Origin of the sequence: Ensifer sp. PDNC004 (genome assembly GCF_016919405.1) — a bacterium.
Taxonomy (GTDB): domain Bacteria; phylum Pseudomonadota; class Alphaproteobacteria; order Rhizobiales; family Rhizobiaceae; genus Ensifer.
In genome coordinates this window covers 1,005,540-1,018,472 of record NZ_CP070352.1, presented here as the reverse complement: position 1 = coordinate 1,018,472, position 12,933 = coordinate 1,005,540, and the positions used below count along the sequence as shown (strand labels likewise).

The window sequence follows — 12,933 nt, the reverse complement described above, 5'->3', positions numbered from 1 at the left end:
TATGAGTGAGGCTTTCCGCCACCTGGCGCGGCCGCCATCGGCGGCGCGGCGAAAGCGGAAGCCGAGATTTTACCGGCAGCACGCCCTTCGAGCGGTGCAGGAGTGAAGCAGTGGACAAGACGATGACCGGCGTCGAGCCGACCGACGATATCGAAACGACCGGCAAGCCGCGCCGTTCGCGCGTGAGCGGCATGGATCGCGCCTTGCAGGTGCTCGATTTCCTTTATGAGACGGGTTCCCCGAGCGGCGTCTACGCCATTGCCAAGGCCGTCGGCGCGCCGCTGTCGACCGCTTACGTCACTGTCGACGACATGGTCGAGAAGAACCTGCTCAGTCGTGACGCCGACGGGCTCGTCTGGCTCGGCGACCGGCTTTATCACTATGGCCTTGCCTATGCCCGCTCGCTCGATTTTCTCGGCGTTGCCACCCGCGAAATGCACGACCTCGGCCGCGAAGTCGCCGAGACGATCCAGCTTTGCGGTCGCGACGGCGACTACATGCAGGTGCTCGCCATGGCCGACGGTCCCGGCCATTTCCAGGTGACCTCGCGCGTCGGTACCCGCGTGCCGCTCAACTGGACGGCGTCCGGCCGCCTGCTCGTCGGGCATCTTCCGGCCGATGAACGGCTCGAGCTGTTCCGCCGCTGTGCCCGCACCTCGCCGACCGGTCGCGCTGACATCGATCCGGCCGCCCTTTCCGACCAGGCCGAGAGCGCGCTTGCGGCACGGCTGTCGATCCAGGCGGGTGAATCCGACTATGCGGTCGCCTGCGTCGCCGCCCCGATCCTCGACGACAAGGGCAATTGCGCCGCCACGATCTCGATCGTGCTGCCCGAGCAGAAAATCCTCGACGACCGGGCGTTCTACGCCGATCACGTCAGGGTTTCCGCCGAGCGGATCGAAAAGATGATGGGCTGGCGCAGCCACTGATCCAAACTCCTGTCGTTAGTCGTGCAGAGCGACGATCGCCTCGATCTCGACGGTGATGTTTCCGGGTAGCGACCCGAAACCCACCGCCGAGCGGGCATGGCTGCCGGCCTCTCCGAAAACATCCATCAGCAGATCCGAGCAACCGTTGATGACGCGCGGATGTTCCTCGAAATCGGGCACGGCGTTGACCATGCCGAGCAGCTTGACGATCCGCTTGACCCGCCCGAGATCACCGAGCGCGTCATGCATGACGGCCAAGAGGTTTATGCCCGTCAGTCGCGCGTGCTGGTAGGCGCTGTCGACGTCAACCTCGGCGCCGACCTTACCGGCATGCAGGTGGCCGTCGACTTCGCGCGGGCCCTGGCCGGAGAGGTAGAGAATATTGCCTTCCTGCACATGGGTGACGAAGTTGGCGATCGGCGGTGGCGCCGGTGGTAGATCGATGCCGAGGGCTTGCAGCCGCTCATAGGGTGAGACGGCAGCAGAGGTGGTCTTCTTCTGATCCAGACTGTTCACGCGATATCCTGTCATTTCTGAATTCTGGTGCCTTGCCTCAGCGGTAGCTGAAGCCGTGGCTGTGGTCGGGGCATTCGACATGCTGCGGCTGGTAACGGTTGGCGGCAACCACCTCGGTGCCCATCACCGCGTAGCGGGGCTCGAAGAGGCGGTTGAGATGGGCTTCGGCGCCGAGGGAATCGAAGACCCGGAGCTCGCTATCGACGAGGTCGAAGAGGGTGAATTCGGCGCGGGCGCCGACGGTAAGCAGATTGTCCATCGGCAGGCGGATGACCGAAGCCGGCGCCTGGGTCACGGCCTCGACCACCTTTTCGAAGGGCATGCCGACGCTGAGCAGCTTCGACATGGTGGTGCCGAGGTCCCAGACGGACTGGTTCATGCTGCGCAGGTGCACGTCGGTGGAGATCGAGAAGGGCAGCAGACCGCGGGCGATCGCCACTTCCGCGACGCGGAAGGAGAACGAGGCGCCGCCATGGCCGATATCGAGACGGATGCCTTCGCCGGCGCAGCGTTCGGCAAGCTCGAACAGGTCCTCGTCCTCGATGATGCTGGAGCCCGCCTTGCCGTTGAAGCAATGGGTGACGATGTCGCCGGGTCCGAGGATTTCGAGTACTTCGTCGTAAAGCGCCGGCGGTTCGCCGACATGCACCATCATCGGGATCTTCAGGATCTTGGCGATCTTCTTGCCGAGCTTCACCGGCGTGACACCCCAGGAACCGGTGATCACATGGCTGGCGCGCACCTTCAGGCCGACGATGTGTTCGCGGTTTTCCTGGTAGCAGGCGATGATACGGTCGATGTCGATCGAGCGGATGTCGGAGAGTTCGCTGACGCGGTTGCAGGCGACAAGGCCGATCGAGCCGAGATTGAGGAACGCCTTGATGCGTTCGCGCGACGGCTCGATGATGTATTCGCGGAAACCGTGGAAATTGGCTTCACCCGCCGAGCCCGCATCGACGATGGTGGTGACGCCGCGCTCCATGCCGCAAAGCTGCGGGCGAACGGAGATATCGGTGCCGCCATGCCAGACATGGGCGTGCAGGTCGATCCAGCCGGGCGAGATCCAGGCGCCATTGCCTTCGATACGGCGTGCGCCGTCCGGGGCCTGAAGGTTCCGGCCGAGTGCGGCGATGCGACCTTCGCCGTCGACGAGGATGTCGATGGTTTCTGCCGGTGCGGCCATGCCGAAGGCGACGGGCTTCACCTGGCGGAGCAGGACCGGCCCCTTGCTGCTGGTTTCGTTAGCCATGACTTACAGATCCTTTCTGAGGCGGGGGTCGAGCATGTCGCGCAGGCCGTCCCCGACCATCTGCAGCGACAGCACCGAAAGCACGATGGCGATGCCCGGGAAGAGCGTTACCCAGTCGGCCTGGCCGATATATTGCCGGCCCGAGGCGATCATCGTGCCCCATGTGGGGATTTCCGGGCTGACGCCGACGCCGAGGAAGGAAAGGCCGGCTTCGGCGAGCATCGCATGGGCGAAGAGGAAGGTGCCCTGGACGAGGACCGGCGACAGCAGGTTGCGCAACACGTGCCGCGTCATGATGTGCGGCGTCGAGATGCCGAGCGCACGCGCCGCCTCGACATAGGGTAGCTCGCGGATGACCAGCGTAGAGGCGCGTACGACGCGGGCGAGCCGCGGCGCGTAGACGATGCTGAGCGCGATGATGACGGTCGTCAGCGACGGGCCGAGGGCGGCGACCAGCGCGATTGCCAGCAGGATGTCCGGAAAAGCCATCATCGCGTCGATGACGCGGGCGATCGGCGTGTCGAGCTTCTGGAAGAAGCCGGCAAGAAGGCCGAGCACCACGCCGATCACGGTTGCGAGCGTGACGACGGCGGCGCCGACAAACAGCGACAGGCGTCCCGCATAGATGGTGCGGGAAAAGACGTCGCGACCGAACTCGTCCGTGCCGAAGAACCATTGCAGGCTCGGCGGCTGCAGGCGGTTGACGATCGAGAGCTTGCCGGGTGCGTAAGGCGCAATCAGCGGCGCGAAGGCGGCGAGCAGCACGAAGACGGTGAGAACGATCAGGCCGAAGGCAACGGTCTTGCGCTTCAGCAGCCGGCGGATGAACTTGCGGCCCTCGCTCTCGGAGGGGGCGGATACGGTGATAGCCATCAGTAGCGCACCCTTGGATCAACGAGGAGATAGAGCATGTCGATCGCGAAATTGATCAGCACGTAGAGTGCTGCAATCACGAGCAGCGCGCCCTGGATGACCGGATAATCGCGGCGAAGCACGGCGGAGACGACGAGATTGCCGACGCCGGGCAGGCCGAAGACGGTTTCGGTGACGACGGCGCCGGAAATCAGCACGGCGGCGGTGAGGCCGATGATCGTCAGGATCGGGATCAGCGCGTTTTTCAGCGCGTGTTTCATAACCACCTTGCGTTCGCCAAGGCCCTTGGCCCGGGCGGTGCGAATGAAGTCGTCGCCGAGCACGTCGAGCATCGAGGCGCGGGTGAAGCGCAGGATCAGTGCCGAGGAGACCACGCCGAGCGCGATCGCCGGCAGTGCCAGGTGGTACATGCGGTCCGCGAAGGAGGAACCGGGGCCGCCATAGCCGGAGACCGGGAACCAGCCGAAGCGCACCGCCAGCACCTGGATCAGGATCAGGCCGAGCCAGAAGCTCGGTATGCTCGCCGCCAACATGGCGAGTGTCGTTGCCGCCTGGTCGACGAAGGAGCCGCGCCTGTAGGCGGCGTAGATGCCGATCGGCAGCGCGATGGCGCAGGCGATCAGGATAGAGAAAAGCGTCAGGAAGAAGGTTGGTTCGGCACGCTCTGCCAAGGCCGACGTGACCGGCTGGTTGAGGAAGATCGACTGGCCGAGATCGCCCTGCAGCAGCTGTCCGATATAGTAGACATATTGCAGGCCGAGCGACTGGTCGAGGCCAAGCCGGGTGCGCAGCGCCGAAATGTCCTCCTGGGTCGCTTCCGGACCGAGCATGACGGCGGCCGGGTCCCCAGGCGTCACGCGGACGATGACGAAGACGATCGTGACGACGATCGCCATGACGACGATCATGCCCATCAGCCGTTGGAAGATGTAGCGTAACATGGTGGCCTCGAACCTTTCCTGTGCGCCCCGCCGAAAGGTGGAGGCGGAGCGACGCGCCCCTTCAGGCGGACGCCGGGCTTTTGCCCGAACATCCGCCGAAGTCCCTTGGGAGGGGGGAGCTTACTTCTTGATCGAAGCGTTCCAGAAGTACGGCCACGGGGCCGGTGAGACGCCCTCAAGCGTCTTTGACTTGGCCGAGAGCGCGTTGAAGTCGCCGATCTTGATGAACGGCACTTCTTCGAAGATCACCTTCTGCACGTCGGCCCACAGCGCCACGCGCTTGGCCGGGTCGGATTCGGCGTTGAAGGCATCGACCGCCTTGGCACGCGCCGGCGTATCCCAGTTGCCGGGCGCCTTCGTCGACATCATGCCGATCAGCGCCGGTTCCGGCAGGAAGGGGCTGTGGGTGATGTAGATGTCCCAGAGCGTCGGGTCGGCGCGGCGCTGGGTGAGCGTTGCCCAGTCGACCACCTGCAGATCGACGGTGAAACCGGCGAGTTTCAGGTACTCGGCGGCGACCTGCGCCATCTTGTAGTGGAACTCGTACTGGCGGCTGGTCAGGATGCGCAGCGGCTCGCCCTTGTAGCCGGCGGCCTTCAGGAGTTCGCCGGCCTTTTCCGCATCGGCGATGTTGTAGGCGCCTTCGGTGCCGGCATCGGTCCGCCAGGTGAACTGCGACGGGTAGAGAGCGGCGTCGAGCGCATAGAAGTCGGTGGTGCCGAAGGCGGCGGCCATCATGTCTTCCATGCTGAGCGAAGCGCGGATCGCCTTGCGCAGGTCGAGGTTCTTGGTCATGCCGTTGCCGGAGTTCAAGACGAAGACCGGCCAGCCGAACGGCTGCAGCATCACGGGTTCGGAGGCGCTCGAACCCTTGACGCGCTCGAAGGATTCGACCGGCAGACTATCGACATAGTCGTACTGGCCGGAAACGGCGGCCTCGACGCGGGTGTTCGGATCCGGAACCGGCACGAAACGGATTTCGTCGGCATATTGGTGGCGGGCGCCGCCATAGCCGTTGGCCTCGCCTTCCGGCGTTTTGTAGGCGTCGTAGCGGGTCAGCTGGATATACTGGTCCGCCTTGCGCTCCTTCAGCTGGTAGGGGCCGGTGCCGACGAAATCGGTCATCGGCTCGGCCTGCTTTTCGGACGGAAGCACGATTGCCGCGGAGTTGTTGAAGGCGAGCAGCGAGACGAGCGGTGCGTAAGGGGTGGCCAGCGAGATCTTTACCGTCAGCGGGTCGACCGCTTCGATGCCGGAAATCGTCGTTGCCGTCTGCTTGCCGCGCGAGGCGACCTTGGTCCAACGCTCGAGCGAGGCGACGACGTCCTTCGAGTCGAGATCGGTGCCGTCGTGGAACTTGACGCCCGAACGCAGCTTGATCGTGTAGATTTTGCCGTCGGCGCTGATCTCCGGCAGGCTGGCGGCGAGCAGCGGCGTCGGCTTCCAGTCCTTGTCGAAGGTGTAGAGCGTTTCGAAAATGTGTTGCGAGACGATGCCGACGAGGTCGGCCGTCGATGCCATCGGGTCAAGGGTCGGCGGTTCGCCGACGGTTGCGACGGTGATCACGCCGCCCTTTTCCTGTGCAAAGGCGAGGGTTGCCGATGCCACCAATGCGGTTCCAATAAGCAATGCGAGTTTAGTCGATTTCATATTTGCTCCTCCTCATATTCCATAGTTATGCTATGTCGTTCTTTATTTTGGAATATAAAACGGCACAAAGCTGCAAATGTCAACCGGCTGTCGTCGTCGTGTCACAACCGCCGGCAGCGGCAAGCAGGACCCCTTGTCCTGGAGGTGCATAAACGGGTGGGCGCTATCGCGACGGCGCGGGATTTGTTAGCCCGGAGTCCGGATTGAAAAGGGAGAAGAAAATGAAGGTCATCGGCCTGATCGGCGGCATGAGCTGGGAGAGCTCGGCGGAGTATTACCGCATCATCAACGAGACAGTTCGCGAGCGCCTTGGCGGCGTGCACTCGGCGAAATCGCTGATGTGGTCGATGGACTTCGGCGAGATCGAACGCCTGCAGCATCACGGCGACTGGCCGGCTTTGACGGGAGAGATGATCGCCGCGGCGCGGCGTCTTGAGGCCGGCGGCGCCGATTTCCTGATGATCTGCACCAACACCATGCACAAGATGGCAGCGGACGTTTCGGCCGCCGTCTCCATTCCGCTCTTGCATATCGCCGACCCCACGGCAGAAAAGATCAAGGCGGCAGGCCTTCGCAAGGTCGGCCTGCTCGGAACGGCCTTCACCATGGAGCAGGACTTCTACAAGGGTCGCTTGGCGGAAAAATTCGGTCTCGATGTGCTGGTGCCGGAGGCGGAAGACCGGGCGAAGGTGCACGAGATCATCTACCGCGAACTCGTGGCCGGTATCGTCAAGGACAGCTCACGTGACGCTTACCGCACCATCATCGCACGGCTCGTGGATGCCGGCGCCGAAGCGATCATCATGGGCTGCACCGAGATCATGCTGTTGATTTCGCAGGCCGATAGCCCGGTCCCGGTGTTCGACACGACTGAGATCCACGCGCTTGCCGCGGTCGATCTCGCGCTCGGGGACGCCTGACCACGGCCGACTGGCCGTCGGCCGTGATCGCACGGGCTAGTGCAGGGTGAATTCCCGGGGCTCGCCCGGAAACAGGCTGAGAAGTGCGATGCCCTGTTGCAAAAGCAGTTCGGCGGCTGGCAAGTCGCCGACGACCAGGTCGTCCGCACAACCGATGATGATGTTGGCGAGGCTGATCGAGTTCTCAGCGAACCGGTCGTCGCCGATCTCGTAGGCCTTCTCGGCCGTTGCCTCGAGCGCTTCTGCTACCAGCGCCATCATGTTCGAACGTTCATCCAGCGTCATGGCATCCAGTGTCTTGGCGTCGGGGGTCTTGGCAGTTGTCTGCATGATTACCTTCCCTATTGTTCAAGCCGAAATGGCCGCGCCGGCCGAAGCCGGGGGAAAAGTCTACGACTGGGGTGGGTCCAGGAGGGGAGCCGGCGTCGAACGCGGCTTCTCCATCAAGATCGTGCGTTGCGGCCGGATATGCAAGGAATGGCACCCATGCGGCCGGCGCATGGGTCCGCGGGAGGCCCGCCGAGGACGGCACCTTGACGTGAGCCCGCTTGACCGCCGGATGCGCTAGGCAGTGATATGGGGTGGCGTTGCCTGCCATGCCAGGCTCTCGTCGATCGTCAGGCGATCGGCGGCGCATTCCTGGGCAAGAAAGTCGATGAAGGTACGGACGGAGGGCAGCAGCCCGCGCCGCGAAGGGAAGACGGCGTGCACGACGCCGGACGCGGGGCGCCACTGCGGCAGGACGGGCACCAGCGTACCAGCTGCCAGGTCCTTCCAGATCATCATCGTCGGCAGTTGCACGATACCCGCGCCGTCGAGTGCCGCTTCGCGCAGCGCAGCCATGTCGTCGGTCAGGAAGCGGGGCTCGTGGCGGACGACGGCGCGCTCTCCATCGGCGCTTTCCAGCCGCCATTCATAGGTGTGCGTCGCCGAGGTCCAGGCAAGGCTCGGCAATCCCGTCAGTTGTGCGGGCTCGCCAATCGGCGCCTTCAGAAATCCGGGCCTGGCGACGAGATATTGCGAACTGTCGTCAAGCTTGCGCATCACCAGTTCGCTCTTTTCCAGCGGCGGGAACCGGACACGGATCGAAACGTCGAAGCCTTCGGCGATCACGTCCACGCGCCGGTTGGTGCTTTCCAGATGCAGGCCGATCCGGGGATGAGCGGTCATGAACCGGGCAAAGAGCCGGCCGAACTGGAACGAGATCAACGCGGTCGGGCAGCTCACCCGGATGATGCCCTGCGGCTCTCCCTGATGCTGCGCGATGAAGGCATCGGCCGCTTCCGCCTCGATTAACACCGCAACGCAGCGCTGGTAATATTCGCGGCCGACATCGGTAACGAAGAACCGGCGTGGCGAACGCTGGATAAGCCGGACGCCGATCCGGTCTTCCAGGACAGCAATGCGCCGGCTCAGCCGCGATTTCTGCGTACCGGTCGCCCGCGCCGCAGCCGCAAAGCCGCCGTGCTCGACGACTTGGACAAAATAATAGAGGTCGTTCAGATCTTGCATCGTTCTATTGATAGGACGCTGCGTCGAAATTCACAATCTTTTTGCGGTGACGGTCCTGCAGTAGCTTACGTTCAATCACAGTGGATCAAGCGGCAACGACGGTCGCTGGCGGTGATGAAACCAAACGAAGGAAAGGACTTCCGATGACCAAGCCCTACGTACGCCTCAACAAGGATGATGTTGCCGTCCTGCTCGTCGACCATCAGACCGGCCTGTTGTCGCTGGTGCGCGACTTCGACCCGGACAAGTTCAAGAACAACGTGCTGGCGCTTGGTGATCTCGCCAAGTACTTCAAGCTGCCGACGGTTCTGACCACCAGCTTCGAGGACGGCCCGAACGGCCCGCTGGTGCCGGAGTTGAAGGAACAGTTTCCCGATGCGCCCTTCATTCCCCGCCCGGGCCAGATCAACGCCTGGGACAACGAGGACTTCGTCAAGGCCGTAAAGGCCACCGGCAAGAAGCAGTTGCTGATCGCCGGCGTGGTGACCGAGGTCTGCGTGGCCTTCCCGGCGCTTTCGGCGATCGAGGAAGGCTTCGAGGTCTTCGTGGTCACGGATGCTTCCGGCACCTTCAACGAGGTGACCCGCGATTCCGCATGGTCGCGCATGACCGCCGCCGGCGTTCAGCTGATGACCTGGTTTGGCGTTGCCTGTGAACTGCACCGCGACTGGCGCAACGACATCGAAGGCCTCGGCACGCTGTTTTCGAACCACATCCCGGACTACCGCAACCTCATCACCAGCTACAACACCATGGCGGCACGCAAGTAGGACGCGCCAGACGAGGAACGACGAAAGCCCCGGCCTGGCATGGCCGGGGCTTTTTGCGTTCTCGTCTTGCCGTAGCCGTTACGCGCGGCTGGCGGCTTGCTGGGCGTCCTGCACGCCCACACGGGCGGCGGGCTTGAGCCGGCCGGTCAAGAGCAAGCTGACGGCGAGGAAGGGCACGAGCACGCCAAGCCCGAAACGCATGTCGCTGTATTCGGCGATCAGGCCGATCAGTGGCGGCCCGAGCAGGAAGCCGAGCAGCGCAATGAAGGACAGAATGGCGACGCTTGCGGCCGCCGGCCGGTCCTTCTGGTCGGCGGCGGCGGTGACGGCGAAGGGAAAGCCGACCGATACGCCGAAGCCCATGGCGGCAAAGCCGAGAAGCGCTGCCCAGGCAGCGGGGCTTACCACCACCAGAATGAGCCCGGTAATGCTGGCGATGCCGCAGGCGCGCGCCACCGCAACCGGGCCGTAGCTCGCCTTCAGCCGGTCGCCGGCAAAGCGCCCGGCCGCCACCATGAAGGCGAAGATCGAGTAGCCGAAACCGGCGCTGGCGCTGGAAAGCCCGAAGATGTCGCGCAGGAAGACTGCCGACCAGTCGGCGACGGCGCCCTCGGTCATGGTGATGCCGAAGACGAAGAAGCAAACCCCGAGCAATGCCCAGCCCGGCAGCTTGCGCCTGGATGGTGCCGCCTCGGCAGCCGCGGCCTCGCCGGTCTTCAGGAGCGGCAGCTTCCGGGCGAAATAGACGCTGATCGGAAGCATGCCGGCAGCCGTCAGCGGCACCGCCCATTCCGGCGCCACATGCAGCGCCGCGAAGCCGACGCCAACCAGGCTGCCGGTCATGATACCGAGGCTCCAGAAGCCGTGGCAGGTGCTCATGATCAGCTTCCCGGAGTGCTTTTCGATCGCGTCGGCCTCGACGTTGAGGCCGAGTTCAAGCGTCGTCAGCGCCGCGCCGACGATGGCGAGCGCCACGAAGAGCACCTCGATGTTCGGAGCCCATGTCGGCAGCCAGACGAGCGCCAGAAAGACGACGAAGCCGTAGAGGATGGTTGCACGTCCGCCGATCCAGGCGACGAAACGACCGGCAAAGGGCAGCGTCAGCAGAATGCCGACGGGCATGCCGAGCAGCGCGATCGCCAGTTCCGCCGGGCCGAGTCCGAGCCTTTGCTGCACGTCGGGAATGCGCGGCAACCAGGCGCCGAAGGCGATCGGTTGCAGGAAGAAGATCAGCATGATGAGCCGTTGATTGGTCATGCGTTTTGTTCCCCGGATAGCGTGTCGCGCGATGCACCCTCGGCAACGGCGGGAGCCGTCGAGCCGATGCGGTATGTGAAGGAATTCTGATATTCTGAATGTTTTCAGAGCTTGTCGCGCAGACCGGGCCCCGTCAAGGCGCGAAGAGGCCGGCAAGTCGGAAAGCGCTGCCTTTCCGAGCGAATGGCTGTTGGTGTTGCGAATGTGTCGCCACCAATCCGCGCATTGGTCTGGTTCGGGTGAAAAAAATGTACATGCCGGGCAGGGGCGGACCCCGACCCGCCGCGCCGTTGCGAGGCTTTTGCCCTATCGCAGCAATTTCAGCGATCCCGTCAGCGATTTGACCCACTTTCCGTCGCCGGCAAGGCCGATTCCGTCGATCGTCTCCTGCGAAAGGTCGCGTTCCGGAAATTGCGTCTCGTAGTCCGCGTAGCTGTGCAGCGAGCGCGCGAAGGCGGGAAACGGCACGACGACACGGTCGTTGTCTTTCTGCAGCGCCTTCAGGAGCAGCGCACGGATCGTCGCGCCATCGGCCTGAAGGATCGGCACCGGCCGGTTGGAGCTGATATCGATGGTGTTCTGCCTGCTGTCCGTCAGCTTCTGGTTACCGAGACCGGGCATCGCCGAGCCGATGCCGATGGAGATCGCCGCGATCGTGTTGGCGAGATGGCCGGGTGCCAGTTCGGGATTGACGATTATGGCGAGGCGGGTGTCCTGAAGCACGTGGTCTGTTTCCTCTCTCTATCTCAAGGCGGCTGCCGGACAGGAGAATAGACCGTGCGGCGAGGCAGTTTCTTTCGGATGTTGCGAGGAATTGCAAAGATGAGGTAGATTTTACCGAGTATACCTCGAATTGAGATAGAAGATGCCCGCGACCCTAACGCCCGCCGATGTAAAGATCCTGAACGCGCTGCAAAGTGACGGGCGCCTGAGCAACCAGGCGCTTTCGGAGGAAGTGGGCATGTCGACCTCGCCCTGTTGGCGGCGCGTGCGGCAGCTGGAGGACGACGGCGTGATCCAGGGCTACATGGCCGTTCTCAATCGGCGGGAAATCGGCCTTGGGGTGCTTGCCTTCATCCGCGTGAAGATCGACAGCCACACGGAGGCGGAAGCGGACGCCTTCGCCGACGAGGTGATGAAGCTCGACAGCGTCGTTGCCTGCTACAGCATCGCCGGCGATGCGGACTTTCTGCTCCAGGTCGTCTCTGCCGACCTCGATTCCTATTCGGATTTTGCCATGAAGGTCGTGCGGCGCCTGCCGTGCATCAAGGAGATGCAGACGACCTTCGTGCTGAAGGAGATCAAGGCCTATGGCGGGCTGCCCCTTCGTGCCTCGGCCGGCCAGCGCTGACCCAAGCGGCGGTCAGGAGGCGGACGCCATCAGCGGGTCTTCCCGGACCACCTCCACCAGGAAATCGAGGACGGTGCGCACGCGCAGCGGCACGTTTCTGCGCGAAGGGTAGACGACGCTGATCGGCAGGCGCGCCGGTGGGAATGCCGGCATGACGTTGACCAGGCGGCCTGCGTCGATGTCGGGGCAGGCCAGGATATGGGAGAGGATCGCAAGGCCGTTGCCGGCGAGCACCGCGCGATGCACGGCCAAGGCATTGTTGGCGACGAGGCGGGGCGCGATGCGCACGAAAACGTCGTCGGAGCCGTCGGAAAACGTCCACTGGCGGCCGTCGCCGGCGCGGCTGTAGCAAATGCATTCATGCGTCCCGACGTCGTCGGGTAACGTGGGCGCGGGGCGCCGGTCCAGATAGTCGGGTGTCGCCACCAGAAACGCGGTCGTCCAGCCGATCCGCCGGCAGATCAGGCCGCTCTCCGACACCGGGCCCAAGCGCACTTCCAGATCGATACCCTCTCCGACCAGGTCCGAGGGCTCCTCGCGAAACAGCAGCTCGACCGACAGGCCCGGATGACGGGCGAGCAGGGCTGCCAGGCGATCGCTGAGATAGAGGCCGAGCGGTGCGGGCACGGTGAGCCGCACGCGGCCCGCCACGAGGCCGGTCTCGCCGCAGGAGGCTTCGGTGAGAGCGTCGACCGCTTCGACCACTTTAATCGCCATCGGGATCATGTGCTCGCCCTCGGCGGTCAGCGCCAGCGCATTCGTCGTCCGATGCAGAAGGCGCGTGCTCAGGTGCTCCTCGAGCGCCGAGACCTGGCGTGATACGGCCGGCTGGGTCAGGCCGAGGTCGTTGGCGGCGGCGGAGAACGAGCCGGTCTCTGCCACCCGCAGGAAGGCTCTGAGCGCAGAAACGATGTCCATCCGGCTTCCCCCAAACGTTTCGACATAAGCCTTATGCGCCGAGTTTA

General features: G+C 64.0%; 14 protein-coding genes. 4 read left to right on the top strand and 10 right to left on the bottom strand.

The genetic code is table 11. From position 1 onward, the window contains the following. The first annotated feature begins 122 nt into the window (after positions 1-122). On the top strand, positions 123-929 hold the full coding sequence (locus tag JVX98_RS04470) for an IclR family transcriptional regulator (protein WP_205236988.1): 807 nt from the start codon (positions 123-125) through the stop codon (positions 927-929). A 15-nt stretch (positions 930-944) separates the two neighbouring features. Here the strand turns inward: JVX98_RS04470 and JVX98_RS04465 are convergent, their stop codons facing one another. The 5 genes from JVX98_RS04465 to JVX98_RS04445 all read right to left on the bottom strand — a co-directional run bounded on the left by JVX98_RS04465 (position 945) and on the right by JVX98_RS04445 (position 6,158). Continuing rightward, the gene (locus JVX98_RS04465; RefSeq protein ID WP_052201747.1) at positions 945-1,460 is read right to left on the bottom strand and encodes a RidA family protein; all 516 of its coding nucleotides are present in this window, start codon (positions 1,458-1,460) and stop codon (positions 945-947) included. 22 nt (positions 1,461-1,482) lie between these two features. Continuing rightward, complete coding sequence (locus tag JVX98_RS04460; RefSeq protein WP_205235935.1) at positions 1,483-2,694, bottom strand: amidohydrolase/deacetylase family metallohydrolase; 1,212 nt, start codon at positions 2,692-2,694, stop codon at positions 1,483-1,485. 3 nt (positions 2,695-2,697) lie between these two features. Continuing rightward, positions 2,698-3,567 (bottom strand): ABC transporter permease, encoded by an 870-nt coding sequence (locus tag JVX98_RS04455; RefSeq protein ID WP_192451224.1) that lies wholly within the window; start codon positions 3,565-3,567, stop codon positions 2,698-2,700. Further along, complete coding sequence (locus JVX98_RS04450) at positions 3,567-4,508, bottom strand: ABC transporter permease (protein WP_043615358.1); 942 nt, start codon at positions 4,506-4,508, stop codon at positions 3,567-3,569. The genes JVX98_RS04455 and JVX98_RS04450 overlap by 1 nt, the downstream gene beginning before the upstream one ends. 120 nt (positions 4,509-4,628) lie before the next feature. Beyond that, positions 4,629-6,158, bottom strand: a complete 1,530-nt coding sequence (locus tag JVX98_RS04445; RefSeq protein WP_205235934.1) for an ABC transporter substrate-binding protein — start codon at positions 6,156-6,158, stop codon at positions 4,629-4,631. Between the two features lie 221 nt (positions 6,159-6,379). Here JVX98_RS04445 and JVX98_RS04440 point away from each other — a divergent pair, with 221 nt between their 5' ends. Next, positions 6,380-7,078, top strand: a complete 699-nt coding sequence (locus tag JVX98_RS04440; protein ID WP_205235933.1) for an aspartate/glutamate racemase family protein — start codon at positions 6,380-6,382, stop codon at positions 7,076-7,078. Between the two features lie 36 nt (positions 7,079-7,114). On the opposite strand, the gene JVX98_RS04435 is transcribed toward JVX98_RS04440, so the two are convergent. Both JVX98_RS04435 and JVX98_RS04430 read right to left on the bottom strand, forming a co-directional pair. Further along, positions 7,115-7,408 carry a hypothetical protein gene (locus tag JVX98_RS04435; protein ID WP_034787562.1) on the bottom strand — a complete coding sequence of 98 codons (294 nt, stop codon included), beginning with the start codon at positions 7,406-7,408 and terminating at the stop codon, positions 7,115-7,117. 234 nt (positions 7,409-7,642) lie between these two features. After that, a complete protein-coding gene (locus JVX98_RS04430) occupies positions 7,643-8,590 on the bottom strand; it encodes a LysR substrate-binding domain-containing protein (protein WP_205235932.1) in 948 nt (315 codons plus the stop codon). 143 nt (positions 8,591-8,733) lie between these two features. Here JVX98_RS04430 and ycaC point away from each other — a divergent pair, with 143 nt between their 5' ends. Next, positions 8,734-9,360 (top strand): isochorismate family cysteine hydrolase YcaC, encoded by a 627-nt coding sequence (gene ycaC / locus JVX98_RS04425; RefSeq protein WP_034787558.1) that lies wholly within the window; start codon positions 8,734-8,736, stop codon positions 9,358-9,360. A gap of 78 nt (positions 9,361-9,438) precedes the next feature. On the opposite strand, the gene JVX98_RS04420 is transcribed toward ycaC, so the two are convergent. Both JVX98_RS04420 and JVX98_RS04415 read right to left on the bottom strand, forming a co-directional pair. Beyond that, positions 9,439-10,617 carry an MFS transporter gene (locus JVX98_RS04420; protein WP_192451229.1) on the bottom strand — a complete coding sequence of 393 codons (1,179 nt, stop codon included), beginning with the start codon at positions 10,615-10,617 and terminating at the stop codon, positions 9,439-9,441. Between the two features lie 306 nt (positions 10,618-10,923). Then, entirely contained in the window at positions 10,924-11,340 is a 417-nt protein-coding gene (locus JVX98_RS04415; protein ID WP_205235931.1) for a DUF2000 domain-containing protein, read from the bottom strand. Positions 11,341-11,482: 142 nt separating this feature from the next. Between JVX98_RS04415 and JVX98_RS04410 the strand changes: the two genes are divergently transcribed. After that, the gene (locus JVX98_RS04410) at positions 11,483-11,968 is read left to right on the top strand and encodes an Lrp/AsnC family transcriptional regulator (RefSeq protein ID WP_192451231.1); all 486 of its coding nucleotides are present in this window, start codon (positions 11,483-11,485) and stop codon (positions 11,966-11,968) included. A gap of 12 nt (positions 11,969-11,980) precedes the next feature. Here JVX98_RS04410 and JVX98_RS04405 read toward each other — a convergent pair whose 3' ends face one another. After that, positions 11,981-12,886: a LysR family transcriptional regulator gene (locus JVX98_RS04405; RefSeq protein ID WP_205235930.1), complete on the bottom strand. Its 906-nt coding sequence runs from the start codon at positions 12,884-12,886 to the stop codon at positions 11,981-11,983. Between the last annotated feature and the right edge of the window lie 47 nt (positions 12,887-12,933).

What these genes read in the sequence shown, in the direction of transcription:
- JVX98_RS04470 (WP_205236988.1), top strand. Translation starts at nt 123, where the DNA reads ATGACCGGCGTCGAGCCGACCGACGATATCGAAACGACCGGCAAGCCG.
- JVX98_RS04465 (WP_052201747.1), bottom strand. Translation starts at nt 1,460, where the DNA reads ATGACAGGATATCGCGTGAACAGTCTGGATCAGAAGAAGACCACCTCT.
- JVX98_RS04460 (WP_205235935.1), bottom strand. Translation starts at nt 2,694, where the DNA reads ATGGCTAACGAAACCAGCAGCAAGGGGCCGGTCCTGCTCCGCCAGGTG.
- JVX98_RS04455 (WP_192451224.1), bottom strand. Translation starts at nt 3,567, where the DNA reads ATGGCTATCACCGTATCCGCCCCCTCCGAGAGCGAGGGCCGCAAGTTC.
- JVX98_RS04450 (WP_043615358.1), bottom strand. Translation starts at nt 4,508, where the DNA reads ATGTTACGCTACATCTTCCAACGGCTGATGGGCATGATCGTCGTCATG.
- JVX98_RS04445 (WP_205235934.1), bottom strand. Translation starts at nt 6,158, where the DNA reads ATGAAATCGACTAAACTCGCATTGCTTATTGGAACCGCATTGGTGGCA.
- JVX98_RS04440 (WP_205235933.1), top strand. Translation starts at nt 6,380, where the DNA reads ATGAAGGTCATCGGCCTGATCGGCGGCATGAGCTGGGAGAGCTCGGCG.
- JVX98_RS04435 (WP_034787562.1), bottom strand. Translation starts at nt 7,408, where the DNA reads ATGCAGACAACTGCCAAGACCCCCGACGCCAAGACACTGGATGCCATG.
- JVX98_RS04430 (WP_205235932.1), bottom strand. Translation starts at nt 8,590, where the DNA reads ATGCAAGATCTGAACGACCTCTATTATTTTGTCCAAGTCGTCGAGCAC.
- ycaC (WP_034787558.1), top strand. Translation starts at nt 8,734, where the DNA reads ATGACCAAGCCCTACGTACGCCTCAACAAGGATGATGTTGCCGTCCTG.
- JVX98_RS04420 (WP_192451229.1), bottom strand. Translation starts at nt 10,617, where the DNA reads ATGACCAATCAACGGCTCATCATGCTGATCTTCTTCCTGCAACCGATC.
- JVX98_RS04410 (WP_192451231.1), top strand. Translation starts at nt 11,483, where the DNA reads ATGCCCGCGACCCTAACGCCCGCCGATGTAAAGATCCTGAACGCGCTG.
- JVX98_RS04405 (WP_205235930.1), bottom strand. Translation starts at nt 12,886, where the DNA reads ATGGACATCGTTTCTGCGCTCAGAGCCTTCCTGCGGGTGGCAGAGACC.